Raw genomic sequence first — 20,057 nt, forward strand, 5'->3', positions numbered from 1 at the left:
TATATTATAAATAATGCTCTAAGCCGTATGTTAGACCAGCTTTAGTACTAATTTTTTTACATGCTAATACTACGCCTGGCATAAAGGAAAGACGGCTTAAACTATCGTGACGAATTGTTAATGTTTCATCATAGCCACCAAATAGTACTTCTTGGTGAGCTACGTAACCAGGTAAACGAACGCTGTGAATGGTTACGTCATCAACCTTAGCGCCACGAGCACCTGGTAAACTTTCACGAGTTAAATCTTCTGCTGCAGTTGCATTCGCAGCTTGTTTAGCTTCGTTAATTAATTTAGCTGTTAAAATAGATGTACCGGATGGAGCATCATATTTATGGTTATGATGAAGCTCAATAATTTCTACATTAGGGAAATATGGAGCCAATTCTGCAGAAACCTTCATCATCATAACTGCACCAAGAGAGAAATTAGGTGCTACAAGGCAATTGGCATTATTCTTACGACCAATAGCATCTAATTCATCGCGTTGTTCCGCTGTTAAACCAGTAGTACCAATAACTACATGAATGCCTGCGGATAACATCTTTTTAGCATTTTCATAGATGACAGCAGGATTTGTAAAATCTACAATAACATCAGGTTTATTTGTATCAAGTACCTCATCGATGGAGGCATTCATTGTAATTCCTAATTGTTCGATGCCCGCTACGGTGCCTACATCTTGACCTGCCTTAGTAGGATCGATACCACCTACTAATGTTAATTCAGAATCATTATGTACTGCTTTGACTACTTCGCGGCCCATTTTACCGCCAGCGCCATTTACCATTACTCGAATCATATATACCTCCAAAAAAGCCAGTGGATGCATCCACTGGCCTTATAGTTTATATAGCTTATAACTTTTACTAAAAGCTCAATGATAGCACTCCACCAATTCAAATTGATGACAGTCGTCCATCTATTAAATAGACAACCAGAACGATGAGTCGCAATCACCGAACTTCGGCAAGCATCCCTTTTATCATGGATCAATGCATGCCTACTCCTCATGATTACTCTTTATACTCGCACCTCTATCAACATATTCACTTAATACTATTAGTATAAGTAATTATGCGATTTTAGTCAATTAAAATGGTCAATTAGTTCTTTAGCTGCAGCTAATGCAGTGGAAGACATGCCTCGACCAGACATCATAGAAGCAATTTGTGTAACTCGTTCCTCTTCATTAAGTACCGACAATGTTGAAACAGTACGATCATCTTGCTCAATTTTAGCCAAATGGTAATGTTGCTTTGCAATACTTGCTGTTTGAGGTAAATGAGTAATACAGAATACTTGATTAGTCTTAGAAAGATGTAGGATCTTTTCAGCAACCTTTAAAGCTATATCTCCACTGATACCAACATCAATTTCATCAAATACCATTGTTTTGAACGTATCACTACGGAAGACAGATTTGAAGGCTAATGCAATCCGAGCTAATTCGCCACCAGAGGCTACCTTGTGAAGCGGTAACAATTGTTCCCCCTTATTGGCAGAAAATAGTAGTTCAATGGAGTTTGCACCTAAAGCTGATAAGCCATCCTCATCCTCTATATGGAACTGTATCTCCCCTTTTGGCATGCCTAGGTCTACTAATTCCTGATGTAGAGCGTTAGCAATAGTCTTTGCATTTTTAAGACGTATATCACGTAAAACTGTTAAAGCTTCTTCTGCTACCTTTTTTGCCTCTTCAAGACGAGCTTCTAATTCGTCTTGTGCAAATACAAGGCCTTCTAGTTCTTCTAAACGAGCTTGTGCCTTTTCTTCGTAAGCCAGAATTTCTTCTACAGTTTCACCATATTTTTTCTTTAAGCCGTAAATAGTTGTATCTCTATCTTGGCAATATTTATAGCGTTCTTCGTCATAGCTAATAGTATCTCTATAACGATCTAACGATTGCGCCGCCTCTTCCAGTTGGAAATAAGCAGAATCAACCATTTCAGATACTTCTTTCAGTTCACCATCATATTTTACAAGGTCATTAACCTCTACCTTAATAGAGTTGATCGTGTCTAGTAATGGTTGGCGACCATTATAAAAGGCATCATAACAGGAACCTAATACCTTATCAATATGTTCAAAACTATCGAGTCGTTTTAATTCCTCTGCAATAGAAACATCTTCACCGATAGTTAGTCCTGCTTCTTCAATCTCATCGATTTGGTATCGCAGCATATCGAGCTCTCGTGCTCGTTCAGACATATTTTCTTGTAAATGATCTACATCTTGTTTGGCTTGCTTATATACTTTATAAGCATCTAAATAGGTCTTGTAAGCCTTTTGTCCCTCTTTATTATAGGTATCCAAATATTCATGATGCGTGTTGGCATCTAATAATAGTTGATTACTATATTGACCATGAATATCAGCTAAATATTGTCCAATCTCTTTTAATGCTTTTAATGGTATAGGTTGATCATTAGCTAAGATGGTAGATTTACCATTGCGGTTAAATGACCGGGAGAGAATTAACTCCCCTTCCTCAACCATAATATTTTTTGATTCTAATAGCTCTTGTATACTTTGGTGATCGGCAATATCAAATATTCCATCTATAACAAAACTATCTTTACCATGACGAATGAACTCGCTGCTTGCGCGTTCTCCTAAAAGGATACTAAAGGCATCCATTAATATGGATTTCCCTGCCCCAGTTTCGCCGGTAAAGATAGTTATGCCATCATTAAATGAAATATTCATTTGCTCAATCAACGCAAAGTTGCGAATGCTCATTTGCGTTAACATCTATTTAGTCCTTCATTAAATCTTGAATTTTCGCCAAAATTGCTGGAACTTCAGCTTCAGATTTTGCAATTAACAAAATTGTATCATCACCAGCTAATGTACCAATAATTTCAGACCATTTTGCATGGTCAATAGAAAATGCTACTGATTGAGCTGAACCAGGAATTGTATGTAATACGACTTGATTCAAGCTATGATCTACCTTAATTAGAGAATCTTGGAATAATCGATTGATTCGACTACGAGATAGAACTACATTTTCTTCTGGAGATAATGCATATCGATAGTGTCCATCGCCTGTAGGAATTTTGATTAACATCAATTCCTTAATATCACGAGAAACAGTAGCTTGCGTTACCTCAATACCTTCTTCTAATAAGGCCGCTGCTAATTCCTCCTGAGTTTCAATCGCCTTGGACTGAACGATTTCTTTAATTTTGTTATAGCGATAGCGTTTCATTTTAAACTCCCTTTTTTAAAACTTGCACATAAAAGAGAATAGTATCTTTCTGCTATTATTATACCATATATTCATAATTAATATATGGTATAAATCGCATATCTCATACTAGTTATGCATATTATATTTATATTTAAAAAAACGTTAACATTCTATAGATTGAGGGCGTACAAACACATAGCCTATAGGCTTCATCTATTTATACGAAATTAATAATTTAAAACTAGAATAATATGCATGTATAAATAAAAGCCCCTATAAAGGGGCTTTTACATGTTTCTTATGACTTTTATTCATAATGAATAAAGATATATTTCTTTTTATCGTTTTTGCAATATAAATAACTCAGGTGGATTATTTATTTGATTCATTGGATGCCAATGACATACATTATACAATTTCTGTTTTAAATCTGATAAATACGATTTAAGGATCTGCATTTCTTCTAACCCTTCTGTTGTTCCAGGGTAAGCAACAATTGTGATAACTCCAGATTTAGATAATTTCTCTAAACCCTCTTTTATAGCGTCAATTGTTTGATGCGGTTTAGTTATAACTTGATGATCGCCACCTGGTAAATATCCTAGGTTAAAAATCATTAAATCAATTACTTCATCTTTTAACTGATTAACTAATGCACGATCATGGGAGTCATGGATAAATGTTAGGCTCACATCTTCAGCTATATCATTTGACTGCAATAACTCTTGGCTACTATTAATAGCTTTCATTTGGATATCGATGCCATATAAATGACAGCCTTTTCTTGCTCGCTCTGCTAGATACAATAAATCATGGCCATTGCCACATGTTGCATCTACTACAACATTAGCGTGTTTCATTACTCGATCCCAGATTAAATGTTGAAACTGAACAGCATTGTTAATGTTAATCACAAAATCACCCCACTTGAGATTTTAGTATTATAATAACTCGTCACGACGAGATGCTAGTTTTTTAAATAATGTACCGAAGAAACATTGATCTTTAAAACGTACGAATAAACAATATACAGGATTAGAGTTTATATGTAGTGTTTCTTTATTGGTAAATGTATAGTCAAATGTACCGTCTATACAGATATGTAATTGTGGTTCACGTTCTGGCATTGTGATTTGGATTGTATCATGCTCTTCTAATACAAGTGAAACACCTTGAATCAGATGTGGCGCAACAGGTGTAACAATAATGGATCTATTATCAGGCTTCATAATAGGGCCACCTGCGGATAGATTATATCCCGTAGACCCGGTTGCAGAGGAAATAATCAAGCCATCTGAAGGATACATTTGTGTATGTTGATTATTGATGGACATGTTAATACGTGCCATTTTTGCTGGTTCAGCACGGGTAATAACGATTTCATTAATGATAGGTACTAATTCTTCTTCATTACAATTATTTCGGTCAATATATGCATATAAATGTCCACGTTTTTCGATATTATAATCACCCTTGGCAATACGTTTAATATGACTTTGCATTTGGTGAACTTCGATTTGGTTTAAGAAACCCAACTCACCAAGATTAATACCACAAACAGGTACATTGTATGGGTAAATTTGTCGTGCCAAATGGATGATGGTACCATCACCACCAAAACTAAAGGCAATATCTATTTGTTTAAAGATTTCTGGACGACTTAAAATGTGAGTTTCAGGAATCTTAAGTACTCGTGCAGGTGCATCTGATTCGAGATCATCTGGCAAGAATACTTCGATACCTTCTTCTTTACAAATATGAGCAGCCATTTTTAAAACTGCCATAATGTTGCTTTTCCCCATATTCGGGAAGAATCCGATACGCATAGTAATCTCCTATAATGAATGAGCCTCTGCAACCACTGTATCGATTAAAGTATCATCAATGGTTAAAGCCCCTTCTTCGTACTTTTTAAAATAACCTAAAAACTCAATATTACCTTCCATACCTTTAATTGGTGAGAAAGTTAATCCATGAACATATAATCCACAATCATGAGCAACGTGTAAGATACGATGTAAAACCTCTTTATGGATTTTCGGGTCGCGCACAATACCACCTTTGCCAACATTTTCTTTGCCAGCTTCAAATTGCGGCTTAATTAAAGCAACGAGGGAGCCTGTATCTTTTAACAATGTAGTAGCTACAGGCAATACTTTATCTAAAGAGATAAATGCTACATCTATGGAAATAAAGTCAACCAGTTCACCTAATTGTTCTGGTGTGACAGTGCGAATATTTTGCTTTTCCATGTTGATAACACGTGGGTCTTGACGTAACTTCCAAGCTAATTGATTATAGCCTACATCGATAGCAAATACTTTAGCTGCTCCATTTTGTAGAGCACAATCTGTAAAACCACCAGTGCTGGCACCTATATCGACCATAACAGCGTCTTGTAAATCGATAGGATACGTTTGAATAGCCTTTTCTAACTTTAGTCCACCACGACTAACATAAGGTAAGGTGTTACCCTTTACTACGATATTAGCATCTACAGGAATTTTTGTACCCGCTTTATCAATACGCGTTGTATCCATAAAGATTTGGCCAGCCATTATGGCTGCTTTGGCTTTTTCTCTACTTTCAAAAAGTCCTCGATTAACAAGGAGTATGTCTAAACGTTCTTTACTGCTCATATGACACCATTATAAATATAATAAAATTGAATACATGCTACAAGAATGCCAAGAATTAATCCCCCAAATACCTCTATTGGTGTATGGCCTAATAACTCTTTCAAGGCCTCTTTACGAGTAATGACAACAGGTATGTTTTTCTTTGTAAAATAATCTACAATTTGGTTTAGAATTTGAGCTTGACGACCAGCTTCTAAACGTACGCCAGATGCATCATACATGACTACGATAGAGAATACTAAGGATAGAATAAAAAGATCAGATGCTCCATTTTTTAGATATATAGCCGTGGTTGTAGCGATTACAAAGGATGTATGCGAACTTGGGAAACCACCAGATCCGACTAATCGTTCTGGACGAAATTTACCATGCCGAACTAGTTGCCATACGAATTTGATAGCCTGCGCAGTAAACCATCCCCAAAATGCGGCTTGCGCTATGTAGTTGTGTGCTATTTGTGGTAATATATCAATCATTATTTATACCTTCTACAGGTCGTAATAATTAATTAGTGCGTTCTAAAAGATAATCAATTAGAGCAGCCAGAATAGATGTATCATAAGAAACAGAGTTTAATGCATCGTGAGCTTGTTTGCCAACTAATAGGGCTTGCTCTTTTGCTCCTTCTAAACCAAGGAAAGATACATACGTCGATTTATGTTGTCGAATATCACTACCAGGAGTTTTTCCTAATTCTTCAATTGTTCCAGTTACATCTAGAATATCATCAGTAATTTGGAATAACAATCCTAAACAATTAGCATAATCCATAAGCGCTTTTCGAGTAGTCGTATCTACATTGCCTAAAATAAGGCCTAATTCTACTGATGCATTAAATAATGCACCCGTTTTTCCACTGTGCAAAACCTTTAACTCTTCTAGTGGGATATGCTTATTTTCACTGAGCATATCGAAGGCTTGACCACCGACCATGCCTTCCGGGCCTGCTGCAGTAGCTACACATTGAATGGCCTCTATTTTTTGCTGAGGCGTAGCAGTTTTATTCTCAGTCATTAGCTGAAAAGCATAAGTTAATAAACCATCACCTGCTAGAATCGCCATACCTTCACCATAAACTTTATGATTTGTTAAATTACCTCTGCGATAATCATCATTATCCATAGCGGGTAAATCATCATGTACTAAGGAATATGTATGGATACACTCCATGGCGCATAGAAATTCCTTATAATCAGCTGGATCTTTATGAAGCATTTCTAACACAGCTTTAGATAAGATTGGTCGGATTCGCTTGCCGCCTTGCATTAAGCTATAACTCATGGATTCATAAAGAGGTTTAAATTCTTGATTTGGGCTACTTAAGACCTCACCTAACCATTGTTCAATATGTTGTTTGCTAGACCCTAAATAATCTTTGAACATAGAATCTCCTTATTCGCTGATGCGGACTTCTTCGATAATTTGTTGAACTTCATTTTCAACCGAATCGAGCATTTCTGCACATTCTTTTACTAATGTTAAGCCCTTTTTATATTGAGTTAAGAGTTCAGAGATGGTCATATCACCATCGTCTAATTGCTTCACGATATCCTCTAAGGCTTTATATTTCTTTTCATAACTTTTTAGTGATGCGGCCATCTTTGTGCGCCTCCTTTACCATAGCATTCACATAACCATCAGCAAGTGTAACTCGTATATCATCCTTTGGATGTAATTGTGTAACAGACGTTATAGGTTTATCCTTATGTTCAACCTTTGCAAATCCTTTTACCATCATTTGTAATGGATTTAGAGATTCTAATTGTTGAGCTAACAATGCTAGACTATGTTTCTCTGTATTGTATCGTTCTTTTGTGGCATTGGTTAAAGACTGTGAAAGCTCTTGTAAATGTGTTTTTTGTTTATGTAGAAATTGTAGAGCTGGAATGCCTAATCTACGATTAAAGAGCAATGTTAAATCGGTACGTTTCTGTTGTAATGTATACCGTATAAACTCATGTAGATACTCTTCTTTTTCTGACAATTGATCTTGCAATGTCGTTATAGGAAGTACGGCCATTTCTGCAGCATGACTAGGTGTTGCTCCACGAGCATCTGCTACATAATCACATAAGGTATAATCTGTTTCATGACCTACTGCTGAAATAATTGGTGTATTAGCATTATAAATCGCCTCTACAACAGATCTATCATTGAAACACCATAGGTCTTCCATAGATCCACCGCCACGACCAACGATGATGACATCTACATCAGGATCAGTATCGGCAGCAGCAATACCTTTGGCAATAACAGGTCCTGCAGTATTGCCTTGGACCGGAACAGAGAATAACTTAAATTGCACTAGTGGGTTACGTCTCTCACTGACATGTAAAATATCATGTAATACAGCACCAGATTGAGATGTAACAATGCCTATGCAACTTGCCATGTACGGAAGACTTTGTTTGTGGCTGTCATCAAAGTATCCTAGCGCCGTTAACTCTCGTTTTAACGCATCAAATTCGAGCTGTAATGGGCTTTTAGACCCTATTTGCATATCGGATGCAATAAGATTTAAACGGCCCATTTTATTGTAAAAATTAACAGATGCTTTTACAGTCACTAATAAACCATTCTGAATGGCATTGGCAAGGCCCTTTTGCATAACAGTACTAGACCACATGGTAACATCAATAGCAGATTCTTCGTCTTTTAACGAGAAATACATGTGACCACTACTATGGCGTTTTGCGTTAATAATAGTACCGCTAACATAGACATTCTTAAGGAGATATTCACGGTCTAAGGTGCGCTTTATAAGATTGTTTAATTGTGTAATGGTTAATACATTCACGATTATCCTCTAGTTTCTTGTAAAAAAGCTGCGCCAAAAGCATTGCCAGTGGCATTGTCAACAGAAAATTGTGGCTGTGCTACATGTAATGTAAGATGGTTACGTCTACAATACTGCTCCATACGATGACGAAGTAAGCTATTGCTCATTACACCACCAACGGCAATTAATGTTTGAACCGGTTTATTTTGTAAATGATAGGTAATCATTTTTTCTAATGCATTTCCTATGGATGTGAATACAGCTCTCGCTAAGTTAGACTTTTCTGTATCATTCATAGAATCACTTATACGTCGCATAGCTGCACTACATGGACCAGCAAAACTGATCCAACCTTCTTTTACCGAAGATGGCAACGGTTCATATTCGGTAGTTTGTAATGCTAATGCTTCAAGATGCTTCCCTGCTGGAAATGGCAAGCCCATAGCTACACCAATCCGATCCACATATTGTCCGCCTTGTAAATCCTTAGAACCACCGATAATATGAGAATCAAAAATGCCTTCACCTTTATAATGACAATACACGAGCTCCGTAGTACCACCTGATAAATGAAGTGCTAAGAATGGTTCACTGGGAATTGTTTTTAATTCTCGAAGGGCAGCTAAAATATGATTTTCTTGATGTGCAAAAACGTGTAGCGGTACATTCATCATATGACTTAGAGATTGACCATACCCTAGCCCTACCATAAAGGCTGGCATATAGGAATTTTCCTCACGTCTAGGAAAACCACTAACACCGATACCGCTAATTGGTAGTTGTGGCAATTCAGATATCAACTTAGGCAATGCCTTTGTATGTTGAAAGACCATATTTGATTGTTGTAGTCCTCGCTCACCCTGTTTGACCTCTAATATTTTGCGAGCTTCCCCAACTATTTGAAAGTCGCTATCTATAATGGCACAACTTGTAGTGTAGCAACTAGTATCAATGCCTAAGTAATATCGTTTCATTATTTACTCTTATTATATGCATCTAGAATTGCATTAATTAATTTGTAGGAAGAATCAGAACCAAAATCTTTAGCTAATTGAATAGCTTCATTAATAGCTATAGATGGTTCTAAAGGTTCATCTTCATTTGTCATTTCCCATAGAGCAATACGTAAAATAGCACGATCAACCTTGTCTAAGTTTTCGACTTTACGTGATTTACAAAATGGCTGTAATGCTGCATCTATAATTTCAGAAGCGGATAATACACCATTTATAATGTTATTCGCATAGGCCTTATCCATAGATTTATGCATATGTCCTTCTGGAAATTGAACATCACTTTGGTCTACATGAAATTCATTAGCATATAACATTTGAAATGCGTATTGACGTGCTTCACGTCGATTTCGCTTAATTACCATGTGGAGTTGGCTCCTTTTCTTTAACAATACCTTCAATATGAACATCAACCTTAACATGATCAAGATCAAGCATATTCTTTAAGGTTTGTTTGATTTCTAACTGCAATTGTTTGGATAATTCAATAAGATTGTATCCATACAAGGCTTTAATATAAATATTGATTTCAATAAAACCTTTACGATGTTTAACATTGATACCTGGTAAACTACGTTGACCAAAGGCATGTGTAATGCCCTCTACTAATTCATCGTAAAAGCGAGGGCTTAAAGAATGAATACCTGGAATCGTAGCTAACGTTTTAGTAGCTACATCGATGATGACAGAGTCTGCAATATCAATGGTATCCATATCTAATCCATAGTTTAATTGATTGTCTGAACTCATATAGATACCCTCCTAAGGCTGTGATGGTGTTACTAAATCATCAAAAATAATGTCTTGTACCACTACATCAATGGTTTGTACCTCAATTTCTGTATAAGAAACTAAAGCTGTTTTGATACGTTCTTGTAAACGTAAGGCCACATCAGGGATACGATACCCATATTGAATGCAAACATATAAAGTAACAGAAATTGCTCCTTCATCATTAAATGATATCTTTACACCTTCATGATCAGATTTACGTCTAAAGAAGGTATTAACACCATCATTAAAGGTGGAGCTCATATGATGTATACCCTTTGTTTCAAGTGCTGCCATAGTGACAATCGTAGCATATACATCTTCACTAATCTTAATTTTACCAGACTCTAGTTCAGTATTTTTCTTGGTCATACTGGCCTCTTTCAAAAAAAGCACTTGTCCCTATATATAATTACATAGACGACAAGTGCTTACAGTGCAAATGTTAGATATATGGGGAATCAGATTCCATGAAAAGATCTAGCCCCAATACATATCAATAAGTATTAGGCACGTTCGATGTATTGACCTGTACGAGTATCAATACGAAGTACATCATCTACTTCAATGAAGAGAGGTACTTTTACAGTGTAGCCTGTTTCCAATACAGCTGGTTTGTTACCACCAGTAGCAGTATCACCACGGATACCAGGGTCTGTTTCAACTACTCGAAGTTCAACAGCTACAGGTAAATCGATACCGATTACGATACCTTGGAAGAACATGATGGATACTTCCATATTTTCAAGAAGGAAGTTTTTAGCATCACCTAGTTGTTCAAGGTTAAGTTCAACTTGATCATAAGTTTCGTTATCCATGAATGTGTAAGCGCCATCAGATTCGTATAAGTATTGCATACGACGACGGTCAACATGTGCTTTAGGAACTTTTTCACCAGCATTGAACGTACGTTCTACTACAGAACCAGTTTGCAAATTTTTCATTTTAGTACGTACGAATGCAGCACCTTTACCTGGTTTAACGTGTTGGAAATCAACTACTTGCCATACATTACCGTCGATTTCAACGGTTACACCTGGACGAAAATCATTACTGGAAATCATCTAACTCTTCTCCTTCTAAATACCTATTTCAATTAACTCTTTTGGACTATGTGTCAACACCTCATAGCCGTCAGATTTGACGATGACACTATCCTCTATTCTCAATCCGATAGTACCTGTAATATAAATACCAGGCTCTACCGTAATGATCATATTTTCTGTAAATACCGTATCGGATTTTGTATTAGCCACTGGTTCTTCGTGAATCTCGAGACCTACGCCATGACCAGTACCGTGATTAAATTCCTTGGTATATCCATGTTCTTTGATATAATCACGACATACTGCATCGAGTTCTTTACCAGTAATACCAGCCCGAACAGCAACTACGCCGCGTTTTTGTGCTTCTAAAACTATACTATACAGCTTTTTTTGTAATTCAGAGGCAGGACCCATTACAATAGTTCTAGTCATATCGGAATGGTAACCCTTATATACGGAGCCAAAGTCGAAGGTAACAAAATCACCTGCTTCAATGACCTTATCACTAGCTACACCATGAGGCATACTAGAACGGTTACCAGAAGCAACGATGGTTGCAAAGGAAGGCTCCTCTGATCCACGTTTTAACATTTCTGTTTCTAATATGATGCGCGCTTCGTTTTCTGTCATTCCTACCTTTAATTGTGGTAATAATGCAGCAAAGGCGTCGTCACCAATTTTGGCAGCTTTTCGCAATAATTCTAATTCATCTTCTCGCTTAACTGCTCGTAGTTTAGCAAAATTGATAGATGTAAAATTAAAGCGTTCATCTAATGTATCACATAAGGTTTCATACGTATCTACCGGCATTTGCTTGCCTTCAATACCGAATAAACCTTCGTGAATATGATGCTCATTGAATATATCTACAAGAGTATCCATAACAGAGGATTCATATTGAATGACTGTATATCCTTCACATTGTTTTGTAGCTTGCTCAGTATATCTGAAATCAGTAATCATAAAGGCTTTATCTTGTGTAATGATAGCAAAGCCTGTAGTACCAGTAAAACCAGCAAAATAATGTAAATTTATAGGGCTCATCAAAATGACGCCTGTTAATTCTTGGTCTTTAATATACTGTTGTAGCAGATTTAAACCATTCATAATCATGCTCCTAGTCTATAAAGTACAATTAATCTTACCATAAAATACCTATATTGAATAGAATTTTATGCTATTTTTTGAAAGCCTCTATATCACCAATGGTTAAGTCCTGTACAGAACCAACTTCTTCTATGCCTGTTAAATCTATATGGCCTATAGTTAACCGTTTTAAATATGTAACAGTACCGCCTGCAGCACCAATCATACGTTTTACTTGATGATATTTGCCTTCTTCAATGGTAATATGCAGAGATTGAGAAGATACAACATCAATTAAAGCAGGCTTGCAATGGGTTCCGTCACCTAGTACAATCCCCTCTTTTATACGTTGAATTCCTTCTTCTGTTAACTCACCATCATATTCTACGTAATAAACCTTGGATACATGTTTATTACCATTGATGATTAAATGTCCCCAAACACCATCATTGGTAAGCAACAGTAATCCTTCTGTATCCTTGTCTAATCTTCCCACAGGAACTACCCCCATTTTAATATATTCAGGGGGCAATAAATCCATTACAACGGGATGATTTGCATCCTCCACAGCTGTAACATAGCCTTTGGGTTTATGAAATTTTACATAATACTGCTGCTTAGTACTAACCACTTGACCATCAACTGTTATTACATCAGATTCAATATCAACGTGGATATCTTTTTTTGTTGTTATTTCACCATTAATAGTAACTCTTTGATCCTTTAATAGTTGATGAACTTCTTTTCGACTGCCATAAGCTTTATTAGCTAATAATTTATCGAGTCGCATCATACATGTCCTTGGAGTAATTCAACATGAGCTGTATCATTGAGCAAATTCAAAATATTATGATCGTATTCGCCCATACCATTATAGAAAATACGATTAATAGCTGTATTACCTTGGCTAAAATTCCAACAATGACTAATAGAAATATCTAATAATTTACATAATAAGGTTCTAATTGTTCCGCCATGACATGCTATTAAAAGAGTCTCTTCCTCATCATTAACATTGAGGAATTCTTCCAGACCTGCCCAGGCACGATCTTGCAAATCTTTAAAGCTTTCGCCATTTGGTACTTTTACAAGATGAGGCCGCAAATACATCTCATCAATAAGGCCAGGCCAACGTGCTTCAATGTCTGAAAATAGCATAGCTTCCCAGTCACCAAAATTAAGCTCTCGCAATCGTTTATCTACTGTGATAGATGTTGTGCGGTCACCTCGAATCGTTTCGGCTGTAACTAAGGCACGACTTAAATCACTAGATAGGATACGGTCAAAGGTAACATCTTTAAGGGCATTAGCACATGCTTTAGCTTGATTCAAACCGTTTTCATTGAGGGGAATATCTGTAATACCTTGATATTTCCCCATTTTATTCCAATCAGTTTCACCATGACGCACAATATATAATGTCTTCATAATCTTCCTATACTTTCAAAATATCTGTCAGTTTATCCACCAGTTTAATATTAGTATCATGATCTTTAATAGCAATGCGTACCCAGTGATTAGTTAAACCTACATAGGAGTCACAATTGCGCACAATCATATTATATTTTTTTAGCTCTTCATTAATATAGTTTGCTGTAATTCCTTCTTGATTAACTTGGAACAAAATAAAATTAGCTGAAGGTGGATATACAGTAATTCCTTCTATAGCATCTAATGCATTGTACATAAATGCTCTTTCTTCATTTAATTCTTGTTTAGTTCGCTTAATGTAATCCACATCATTCAAGGCAGCCTTTGTATATGCTTGCGCTAATGTGTTTACAGACCAACTAGGGATATATTGCTGTAATTGAGTAATTAATGTTTCGTTAGTAAAAGCGGCACCAATGCGTAAACCAGGTACAGCATAGAATTTTGTGAAGGAATGAACTACGATGATATTATCGAATTCATTTACTAAAGAGCGTATAGAATGCTCATTATCTTGTAACGGATCATTTCCAACAAAATCGATAAATGATTCATCTATAACAAGTAAGCTATTTGCATCTTTCAACATGCTCGCTACAGTGCGAATATGATCTTTATCAAGTAATGTACCATCTGGATTATTAGGATTACCTAAAAATACAATGATGCGACCATCTTGCCCTTTTAGTTCAGCTGCAAAGGTTTCCAATGCCAAATATGGTACCTCAAAATAAGGTTTTCCATTATCATCTTCCCGAGGTCGATAAAAAATATCAAGTACAGGAATCTTACTTGCTTCAAGAGCCTCTTTATACTCAGAAAATCCTGGTGCTGGTACAAAAGCACCTGTATATCCAGGTAAACGGCAAATAGCATATAATAGCTCGGCTGCACCATTACCAACTATAATTTGATGTTTATCCATTCCATATGTATCAGCAATAGCATTTAATACATCATCATTGGTAGCATCAGGGTAATGAGAAATGTAGCGCAATTGTACATTTAATGCGTCTAATCCACGTTGACTAGGTCCAAGGGGATTAATATTAGCGCTAAAGTCGACCACCTCATATGGTTCAATTCGTTGTTCATGGGCAAACTGAAATATATTGCCCCCATGTATCTTAGACATATAATTCTCTTTCTATTAAATATATTATCGTTTAATATAGGTTAATCCTTCATTTGTGGTTTCTACTGTATCCACATAGGATAAGTGAGGTAACTTACGTATGATTTCTTGCTTACAATCATCAATGCGACTGTAATCTACTGGAAATAGCAGTCCCATAATAGTACCACTATGAGCTATGATTGTACCAACACTGTTATAGTAATTTCCTATATCGTGAAAATCATATAAGTTTGCTTTATATAGTATGCGTTGATTACCAAAAGCACTCAATGTAGCTGCTTGACCAATTAAATTGATATCATGTGTTTTTAAGCCTTGTTTAAATAAATCTAGTGACTCACGTATAATAGGCTCTTTTTCTAAAATTTTAGTTTGTAAATCTACTTGTTGATTAAAGGTAATGGTATCTATACTACCGCCTTCATCAAATACAAGAATTTTCAATGGCGGACACATTCCTAGTGGTTGAGAAATGGTACCTTTAATATAATCAAACTGCGTAACACCTTGATAAAATGAAGCATCTGTAGGTTCTACGGATAAACAGATTTGCTCTAGTTCTTTTAGTGATAAATTATAATCCATAGCTAAAGCGGTAGCCATAGCCGTTACAGAAATATCAGCAGAACTTGAAGCCATCCCTTTACCTTGTATAATGTCAGAACGTACATATACAGGTGGACAAGTTTGATCTTTATTTTTTTTCTCTAATAATCGTTGTACTAATTGTCTTGCCAGAGCTGACTTAGGTTGTAATGCACAATAATGTTGTGAAAATGGATGTTTTACATTACTTAATGCGTAGGAGTAACGATTAATAGGACAAGTCACTAAAAATGACTGGCCATTAATAGAACCTTGTAGAAATTCCCCACATGTACCTGGGGCTCTTACATAATAGGTCACATTAAACTCCTTTCGCATTAAACAAAAACAGTAATTGTTTTTATAAAACAATGGATAAATAAGTATTAAAACATCGTAGTATTAGAAGCCACAGAAGCAGATAATACAGATAATATAATAATATAAATTAAAAGTAATAAAACCTCTGTAACTTCAACAACAAATCCGTAAGTATCACCTGTAGTACCACCAAGTTGCTTAACAATATAATGGTTGAGTATACGATTGATAATATAGGTAATAATCATACTTACAATATTGATTTGAAAAATACCTAATGTAGCGTAAACCAATACACCTAATCCAACAACATAGCCTACATCAGCTATGGAAAAAATAGAATATACACCATATAAAAGGGTATATAAAATTACACCAATTAGTAATATTACAATAGGCATAAAGAAGGTTGAAAGTGTATTGTACGTAATAACATGCTTTGGTGCTAAATTAGCGAATGCAGCCCCCATCCCCTGCTCTCGTGCATAGGGATAGGATCGAATACTCAAAACAAGGGACCAACGACTCATTAATGGCATCATAATTAGTGCCATTGGAATAAATTCCGCTGTTGGAATCGCTGTTAATAATTGCCATTTTAAAAGTGTAACAAATACAAAAGCAACAACACCAAAAGAGCCTATACGGCTATCTTTCATAATTTCTAACTTACGTTCCCTTTCACGTCCAGAAAATAAACCGTCACTGGTGTCCATTAGGCCATCAGCATGGAGACCACCTGTAATTAAGAATTCCGCTATAACAAGGATTAACATCAATGGTACTAACGGTATAAATGGTGATAATATACCATACAATAATGCTAAAATAAGGCCAATAATTAAGCCTACATAGGGAAAGGCTACAACGGATTTACCAAAATCTTCTACAGACCATTCTGTTTGATTAACGATTTTTAAACGTGTTAGAAACTGTAATGCTATGAAAAAAGGTGTCATTATACATTCATCCCATAAGTAATGGCTGTACTAATTATAATCATTAGTATAGTCGTAAAATACATCATATAAATTGTACGTGTAATGTGGTTACGATTTAATTTTTCAATGGGATCTCCCATGTATTCACGGAAGGTCATTTTTTTGAAATATTGGTTGTAACCACCTAATCGAATATGTAAGGCTCCTGCAACTGGTGCTTCTGCATAACCGCCATTAGGACTTGGATGCTTATGGGCATCACGCAAGCCAATTTGTAGGGCTTTTTTAGCATCAAAGCGTAAAAAGAATGCAGAAATTATTAATAATATAAAGGTAATGCGTGCAGGAATCCAATTGAGCACGTCATCAAAGCGAGCTGCTACTCGACCAAAGTATAAATATTTTTGGTTCTTATACCCAAGCATAGAGTCCATAGTATTGGCAGTTCTATATAGAATTGCACCCATTGGGCCGCCGAGGATAAAGAAAAATAACGGAGCAATAATTCCATCCACTGTGTTTTCAGCAATGGTTTCTACAGTAGCTCGTGTAATTTCACTTTCATCTAATTCTTCTGTATCGCGACCTACAATCCAAGATAATCGCTTGCGTGCTTCTACAATATTATCTTGTTTAATTAATTGGCTAATAGTAAAGCCTGCACCAGCTAGTGAACGTGGAGATATAGCAATATATAAAATAATTACTTCAAGAGCATATTCTACCCATTCATCAATTACGCCACCAAGCCACAATATTAAAGACACTATAATATATACAGAAACGAGGATTAAGCCAACCGCAATACCACCGTACCATAATTTTTTAGTATCGTTATCAGTATCTTTATAGAGAACTGCTTCAAAAAAAGATATAATGCGACCAATAATAGCTACAGGATGGTATTTACTATTAGGATCTCCAATGAGTAAATCTAATAAAAATGCTAAGACTGGTATACATACAAAGCTATACTTTGTAAACCAATGCAAGATTGTTAAATGTTCCATATATCTCCCCTATTACCCCAAGGTAGACATAATATAATCCATATCTAAGTGTTCTTCTACAATATCAGCTAATCGATTATAAGCTGCATTCTTGTGTTCGAAATAATGGAATACTACATCTAATGGTTCTAACCCCTTACGTTCACGCAACTGATTGATAATAAAGCGTCTAAATTCATCATTATCAAACACACCATGAATATATGTCCCCATTACTTGGTGATTACCATCGATAAAACCATCAACTACATTAACGGCTTCTTCACTGCGACTTGTAATGGTGAAACAACGGCGCACAGTATCTACTAATGGTGTAGTATCACCCATATGGATTTCATAGCCTACTAGTTTTTCACCTGTAAATGTACCATTTAAAAATTGAAGATTTGAAACATTGAATTCTACTTGATGTGTTGTTTTTTGATTCTTCATAGTCGTAGAAGAATCGACTAAACCAAGGCCTTCAATTTCTTCAATATCTCCTTCCATATGATGCGGATCATAAATTGTTTTGCCCAACATTTGATTGCCCCCACATACACCAATAACAGGTGTACCTTGGTCGGCAAGTTTTTTTATTTCATCGGCAAAACCAGAGTTACGAAGATATGTAAGATCTGCTAGTGTATTTTTTGAGCCCGGTAAAATGATTAAGTCCGGATTGCCAATAACATCGCCAGGGCCGACGAATCGAACAGATACATCTGGTTCATAATTTAATGCATCAAAGTCAGTAAAGTTAGAAATTTTAGGTGTTTGCATAACCACTACTTGAATTTCTTTAGCACCACTATTGCGTTTGTTTTCCAGTGCAACAGAGTCTTCTTCATCAATATCAAGGTTTTCAATGGCAGGAATGACACCAACTACCTTTTTACCTGTTTTTTCTTCAATGAAGGTTAGTGCAGGTTCTAGTAGTTTAATATCACCACGGAATTTATTGATAACAATACCTTTAATGAGATCTCGTTCTTCTGGTTCGAGTAATTCTAATGTACCCACAATAGATGCAATAGCACCACCACGATCGATATCAGCGATGAGATATACAGGTGCTTGCGTCATCTTAGCAATGCGCATATTTACGATATCATTAGCCTTGAGATTCACTTCTGCAGGGCTACCTGCACCTTCAATAACCATCATATCGAAATTGGAATCTAAGAAATCGATAGATTCTTTTACCTTATCAAGAGCGGTTAAGGAATATTTTGTATGGTATTCTTTAGCACTATAAACGCCCACAGGTTTACCCATCAATACAACTTGAGAAGATTGATTACCTGTAGGTTTTAATAACACAGGGTTCATTTGTACAATTGGATCTATGCCAGCAGCCTCAGCTTGCGCTACTTGAGCACGACCAATTTCATCGCCCCATTTTGTTACATAAGAATTGAGGGCCATATTTTGAGCTTTAAAGGGAACAGTTTTAAAACCTCTTCTATAAAAGATACGGCATAATGCAGTACATAAAATACTTTTGCCTACATTGGAACTTGTTCCTTGGAACATAATTTTCTTAGCCATTTATATGAACCTCCTGGGATTTTAACTCAATGGTAACGCCACTAATCGTTAGGTATAATTTGTCAGCCTCAGTTGCTACTGTTCGATTGACGCGGCCTGCAATATCTCTAAAATATCTTGCTAGCTTATTATCTGGTACAATACCAAGACCAATTTCATTAGTTACAAAAATAACTGTTTTCCCATCACTTGATGCAATTAAACTTAGTAATGATTCTAATTCTGAAAGTACAGCCTCTTCCAAGTCATTAGCATCTTGTTGCCCTTGTATAGAACCATGTGCCATCATGTGATTCGTAGTAAACATAGTTAAACAATCTATAAGAATTACATCAGCAGATTGGCTAATATTTTGCCACTCTTTAGCCAAATATAATGGTACTTCAAAATTTCTCCATATGTCGCCACGTCGTTCTTGGTGTTTTTTTATGCGATCAACCATTTCTTCATCAAACGCTTGTCCTGTTGCTACATAAGCTTTACGCCCTTCCGTAGAAAGTGCTAAACGTTCTGCAAATTCACTTTTTCCACTGCGTGCTCCACCGGAACACAATATAATTTGGGATTTCAT

General features: G+C 36.0%; 24 protein-coding genes and 1 riboswitch. All 24 genes read right to left on the reverse strand.

The genetic code is table 11. The annotated features are described in order from the left end of the window. Positions 1-4: 4 nt before the first annotated feature. The 24 genes from dapB to cobU all read right to left on the reverse strand — a co-directional run bounded on the left by dapB (position 5) and on the right by cobU (position 20,057). On the reverse strand, positions 5-802 hold the full coding sequence (dapB, locus tag LKD20_RS03270) for a 4-hydroxy-tetrahydrodipicolinate reductase (RefSeq protein ID WP_039969200.1): 798 nt from the start codon (positions 800-802) through the stop codon (positions 5-7). Positions 803-876: 74 nt separating this feature from the next. Continuing rightward, positions 877-1,048, reverse strand: a riboswitch (Lysine riboswitch). 41 nt (positions 1,049-1,089) lie between these two features. Further along, positions 1,090-2,754: a DNA repair protein RecN gene (recN, locus tag LKD20_RS03275; protein WP_227720906.1), complete on the reverse strand. Its 1,665-nt coding sequence runs from the start codon at positions 2,752-2,754 to the stop codon at positions 1,090-1,092. A 4-nt stretch (positions 2,755-2,758) separates the two neighbouring features. Further along, entirely contained in the window at positions 2,759-3,214 is a 456-nt protein-coding gene (argR, locus tag LKD20_RS03280; protein ID WP_024065706.1) for an arginine repressor, read from the reverse strand. A 320-nt stretch (positions 3,215-3,534) separates the two neighbouring features. Then, positions 3,535-4,110, reverse strand: coding sequence for a tRNA 5-(aminomethyl)-2-thiouridylate-methyltransferase MnmM (mnmM, locus tag LKD20_RS03285; RefSeq protein WP_349226948.1), 576 nt, complete (start codon positions 4,108-4,110; stop codon positions 3,535-3,537). Between the two features lie 27 nt (positions 4,111-4,137). Further along, positions 4,138-5,022, reverse strand: a complete 885-nt coding sequence (locus LKD20_RS03290) for an NAD(+)/NADH kinase (RefSeq protein WP_227720908.1) — start codon at positions 5,020-5,022, stop codon at positions 4,138-4,140. Between the two features lie 9 nt (positions 5,023-5,031). Next, positions 5,032-5,835, reverse strand: coding sequence for a TlyA family RNA methyltransferase (locus LKD20_RS03295; protein ID WP_227720909.1), 804 nt, complete (start codon positions 5,833-5,835; stop codon positions 5,032-5,034). Continuing rightward, positions 5,832-6,311 (reverse strand): divergent PAP2 family protein, encoded by a 480-nt coding sequence (locus LKD20_RS03300; RefSeq protein WP_005386630.1) that lies wholly within the window; start codon positions 6,309-6,311, stop codon positions 5,832-5,834. Before LKD20_RS03300 ends, LKD20_RS03295 begins: the two co-directional genes overlap by 4 nt. A 28-nt stretch (positions 6,312-6,339) precedes the next feature. Continuing rightward, entirely contained in the window at positions 6,340-7,218 is an 879-nt protein-coding gene (locus tag LKD20_RS03305; RefSeq protein ID WP_227720910.1) for a polyprenyl synthetase family protein, read from the reverse strand. A 9-nt stretch (positions 7,219-7,227) separates the two neighbouring features. Continuing rightward, positions 7,228-7,434, reverse strand: a complete 207-nt coding sequence (gene xseB / locus LKD20_RS03310; RefSeq protein ID WP_105085617.1) for an exodeoxyribonuclease VII small subunit — start codon at positions 7,432-7,434, stop codon at positions 7,228-7,230. Beyond that, positions 7,409-8,632: an exodeoxyribonuclease VII large subunit gene (xseA, locus tag LKD20_RS03315; protein WP_227720911.1), complete on the reverse strand. Its 1,224-nt coding sequence runs from the start codon at positions 8,630-8,632 to the stop codon at positions 7,409-7,411. The genes xseB and xseA overlap by 26 nt, the downstream gene beginning before the upstream one ends. A gap of 2 nt (positions 8,633-8,634) precedes the next feature. Next, the gene (locus LKD20_RS03320; protein WP_227720912.1) at positions 8,635-9,588 is read right to left on the reverse strand and encodes a Kae1-like domain-containing protein; all 954 of its coding nucleotides are present in this window, start codon (positions 9,586-9,588) and stop codon (positions 8,635-8,637) included. Then, complete coding sequence (nusB, locus tag LKD20_RS03325) at positions 9,588-9,992, reverse strand: transcription antitermination factor NusB (RefSeq protein WP_213467831.1); 405 nt, start codon at positions 9,990-9,992, stop codon at positions 9,588-9,590. Before nusB ends, LKD20_RS03320 begins: the two co-directional genes overlap by 1 nt. Then, complete coding sequence (locus tag LKD20_RS03330; RefSeq protein ID WP_129823021.1) at positions 9,982-10,377, reverse strand: Asp23/Gls24 family envelope stress response protein; 396 nt, start codon at positions 10,375-10,377, stop codon at positions 9,982-9,984. Before LKD20_RS03330 ends, nusB begins: the two co-directional genes overlap by 11 nt. A gap of 12 nt (positions 10,378-10,389) precedes the next feature. Beyond that, positions 10,390-10,770 carry an Asp23/Gls24 family envelope stress response protein gene (locus LKD20_RS03335; protein WP_178884980.1) on the reverse strand — a complete coding sequence of 127 codons (381 nt, stop codon included), beginning with the start codon at positions 10,768-10,770 and terminating at the stop codon, positions 10,390-10,392. Between the two features lie 134 nt (positions 10,771-10,904). After that, complete coding sequence (efp, locus tag LKD20_RS03340) at positions 10,905-11,462, reverse strand: elongation factor P (RefSeq protein WP_060924599.1); 558 nt, start codon at positions 11,460-11,462, stop codon at positions 10,905-10,907. 15 nt (positions 11,463-11,477) lie between these two features. Further along, on the reverse strand, positions 11,478-12,551 hold the full coding sequence (locus LKD20_RS03345; protein WP_227720913.1) for a M24 family metallopeptidase: 1,074 nt from the start codon (positions 12,549-12,551) through the stop codon (positions 11,478-11,480). 70 nt (positions 12,552-12,621) lie between these two features. Beyond that, complete coding sequence (locus LKD20_RS03350) at positions 12,622-13,320, reverse strand: pseudouridine synthase (protein ID WP_308693717.1); 699 nt, start codon at positions 13,318-13,320, stop codon at positions 12,622-12,624. After that, positions 13,320-13,958, reverse strand: a complete 639-nt coding sequence (locus tag LKD20_RS03355) for a histidine phosphatase family protein (protein WP_156719122.1) — start codon at positions 13,956-13,958, stop codon at positions 13,320-13,322. The genes LKD20_RS03350 and LKD20_RS03355 overlap by 1 nt, the downstream gene beginning before the upstream one ends. Before the next feature lie 7 nt (positions 13,959-13,965). Next, the gene (locus LKD20_RS03360; RefSeq protein WP_227720915.1) at positions 13,966-15,096 is read right to left on the reverse strand and encodes a pyridoxal phosphate-dependent aminotransferase; all 1,131 of its coding nucleotides are present in this window, start codon (positions 15,094-15,096) and stop codon (positions 13,966-13,968) included. A 24-nt stretch (positions 15,097-15,120) separates the two neighbouring features. After that, entirely contained in the window at positions 15,121-16,005 is an 885-nt protein-coding gene (locus LKD20_RS03365) for a GHMP family kinase ATP-binding protein (RefSeq protein ID WP_156719120.1), read from the reverse strand. Positions 16,006-16,070: 65 nt separating this feature from the next. Further along, positions 16,071-16,964: an adenosylcobinamide-GDP ribazoletransferase gene (gene cobS / locus LKD20_RS03370; RefSeq protein WP_227720916.1), complete on the reverse strand. Its 894-nt coding sequence runs from the start codon at positions 16,962-16,964 to the stop codon at positions 16,071-16,073. Further along, positions 16,964-17,956: an adenosylcobinamide-phosphate synthase CbiB gene (gene cbiB / locus LKD20_RS03375; protein WP_105094364.1), complete on the reverse strand. Its 993-nt coding sequence runs from the start codon at positions 17,954-17,956 to the stop codon at positions 16,964-16,966. Before cbiB ends, cobS begins: the two co-directional genes overlap by 1 nt. 12 nt (positions 17,957-17,968) lie before the next feature. After that, positions 17,969-19,486 (reverse strand): cobyric acid synthase, encoded by a 1,518-nt coding sequence (locus LKD20_RS03380; RefSeq protein ID WP_227720917.1) that lies wholly within the window; start codon positions 19,484-19,486, stop codon positions 17,969-17,971. Next, positions 19,479-20,057 (reverse strand): bifunctional adenosylcobinamide kinase/adenosylcobinamide-phosphate guanylyltransferase, encoded by a 579-nt coding sequence (gene cobU, locus LKD20_RS03385; protein WP_227720918.1) that lies wholly within the window; start codon positions 20,055-20,057, stop codon positions 19,479-19,481. The genes LKD20_RS03380 and cobU overlap by 8 nt, the downstream gene beginning before the upstream one ends.

The organism is Veillonella fallax (assembly GCF_020687175.1).
Classification (GTDB): Bacteria; Bacillota; Negativicutes; order Veillonellales; family Veillonellaceae; genus Veillonella; species Veillonella fallax.

What these genes read in the sequence shown, in the direction of transcription:
- dapB (WP_039969200.1), bottom strand. Translation starts at nt 802, where the DNA reads ATGATTCGAGTAATGGTAAATGGCGCTGGCGGTAAAATGGGCCGCGAA.
- recN (WP_227720906.1), bottom strand. Translation starts at nt 2,754, where the DNA reads ATGTTAACGCAAATGAGCATTCGCAACTTTGCGTTGATTGAGCAAATG.
- argR (WP_024065706.1), bottom strand. Translation starts at nt 3,214, where the DNA reads ATGAAACGCTATCGCTATAACAAAATTAAAGAAATCGTTCAGTCCAAG.
- LKD20_RS03290 (WP_227720908.1), bottom strand. Translation starts at nt 5,022, where the DNA reads ATGCGTATCGGATTCTTCCCGAATATGGGGAAAAGCAACATTATGGCA.
- LKD20_RS03295 (WP_227720909.1), bottom strand. Translation starts at nt 5,835, where the DNA reads ATGAGCAGTAAAGAACGTTTAGACATACTCCTTGTTAATCGAGGACTT.
- LKD20_RS03300 (WP_005386630.1), bottom strand. Translation starts at nt 6,311, where the DNA reads ATGATTGATATATTACCACAAATAGCACACAACTACATAGCGCAAGCC.
- LKD20_RS03305 (WP_227720910.1), bottom strand. Translation starts at nt 7,218, where the DNA reads ATGTTCAAAGATTATTTAGGGTCTAGCAAACAACATATTGAACAATGG.
- xseB (WP_105085617.1), bottom strand. Translation starts at nt 7,434, where the DNA reads ATGGCCGCATCACTAAAAAGTTATGAAAAGAAATATAAAGCCTTAGAG.
- LKD20_RS03320 (WP_227720912.1), bottom strand. Translation starts at nt 9,588, where the DNA reads ATGAAACGATATTACTTAGGCATTGATACTAGTTGCTACACTACAAGT.
- nusB (WP_213467831.1), bottom strand. Translation starts at nt 9,992, where the DNA reads ATGGTAATTAAGCGAAATCGACGTGAAGCACGTCAATACGCATTTCAA.
- LKD20_RS03330 (WP_129823021.1), bottom strand. Translation starts at nt 10,377, where the DNA reads ATGAGTTCAGACAATCAATTAAACTATGGATTAGATATGGATACCATT.
- LKD20_RS03335 (WP_178884980.1), bottom strand. Translation starts at nt 10,770, where the DNA reads ATGACCAAGAAAAATACTGAACTAGAGTCTGGTAAAATTAAGATTAGT.
- efp (WP_060924599.1), bottom strand. Translation starts at nt 11,462, where the DNA reads ATGATTTCCAGTAATGATTTTCGTCCAGGTGTAACCGTTGAAATCGAC.
- LKD20_RS03345 (WP_227720913.1), bottom strand. Translation starts at nt 12,551, where the DNA reads ATGAATGGTTTAAATCTGCTACAACAGTATATTAAAGACCAAGAATTA.
- LKD20_RS03350 (WP_308693717.1), bottom strand. Translation starts at nt 13,320, where the DNA reads ATGCGACTCGATAAATTATTAGCTAATAAAGCTTATGGCAGTCGAAAA.
- LKD20_RS03355 (WP_156719122.1), bottom strand. Translation starts at nt 13,958, where the DNA reads ATGAAGACATTATATATTGTGCGTCATGGTGAAACTGATTGGAATAAA.
- LKD20_RS03360 (WP_227720915.1), bottom strand. Translation starts at nt 15,096, where the DNA reads ATGTCTAAGATACATGGGGGCAATATATTTCAGTTTGCCCATGAACAA.
- cobS (WP_227720916.1), bottom strand. Translation starts at nt 16,964, where the DNA reads ATGACACCTTTTTTCATAGCATTACAGTTTCTAACACGTTTAAAAATC.
- cbiB (WP_105094364.1), bottom strand. Translation starts at nt 17,956, where the DNA reads ATGGAACATTTAACAATCTTGCATTGGTTTACAAAGTATAGCTTTGTA.
- LKD20_RS03380 (WP_227720917.1), bottom strand. Translation starts at nt 19,486, where the DNA reads ATGGCTAAGAAAATTATGTTCCAAGGAACAAGTTCCAATGTAGGCAAA.
- cobU (WP_227720918.1), bottom strand. Translation starts at nt 20,057, where the DNA reads ATGAAATCCCAAATTATATTGTGTTCCGGTGGAGCACGCAGTGGAAAA.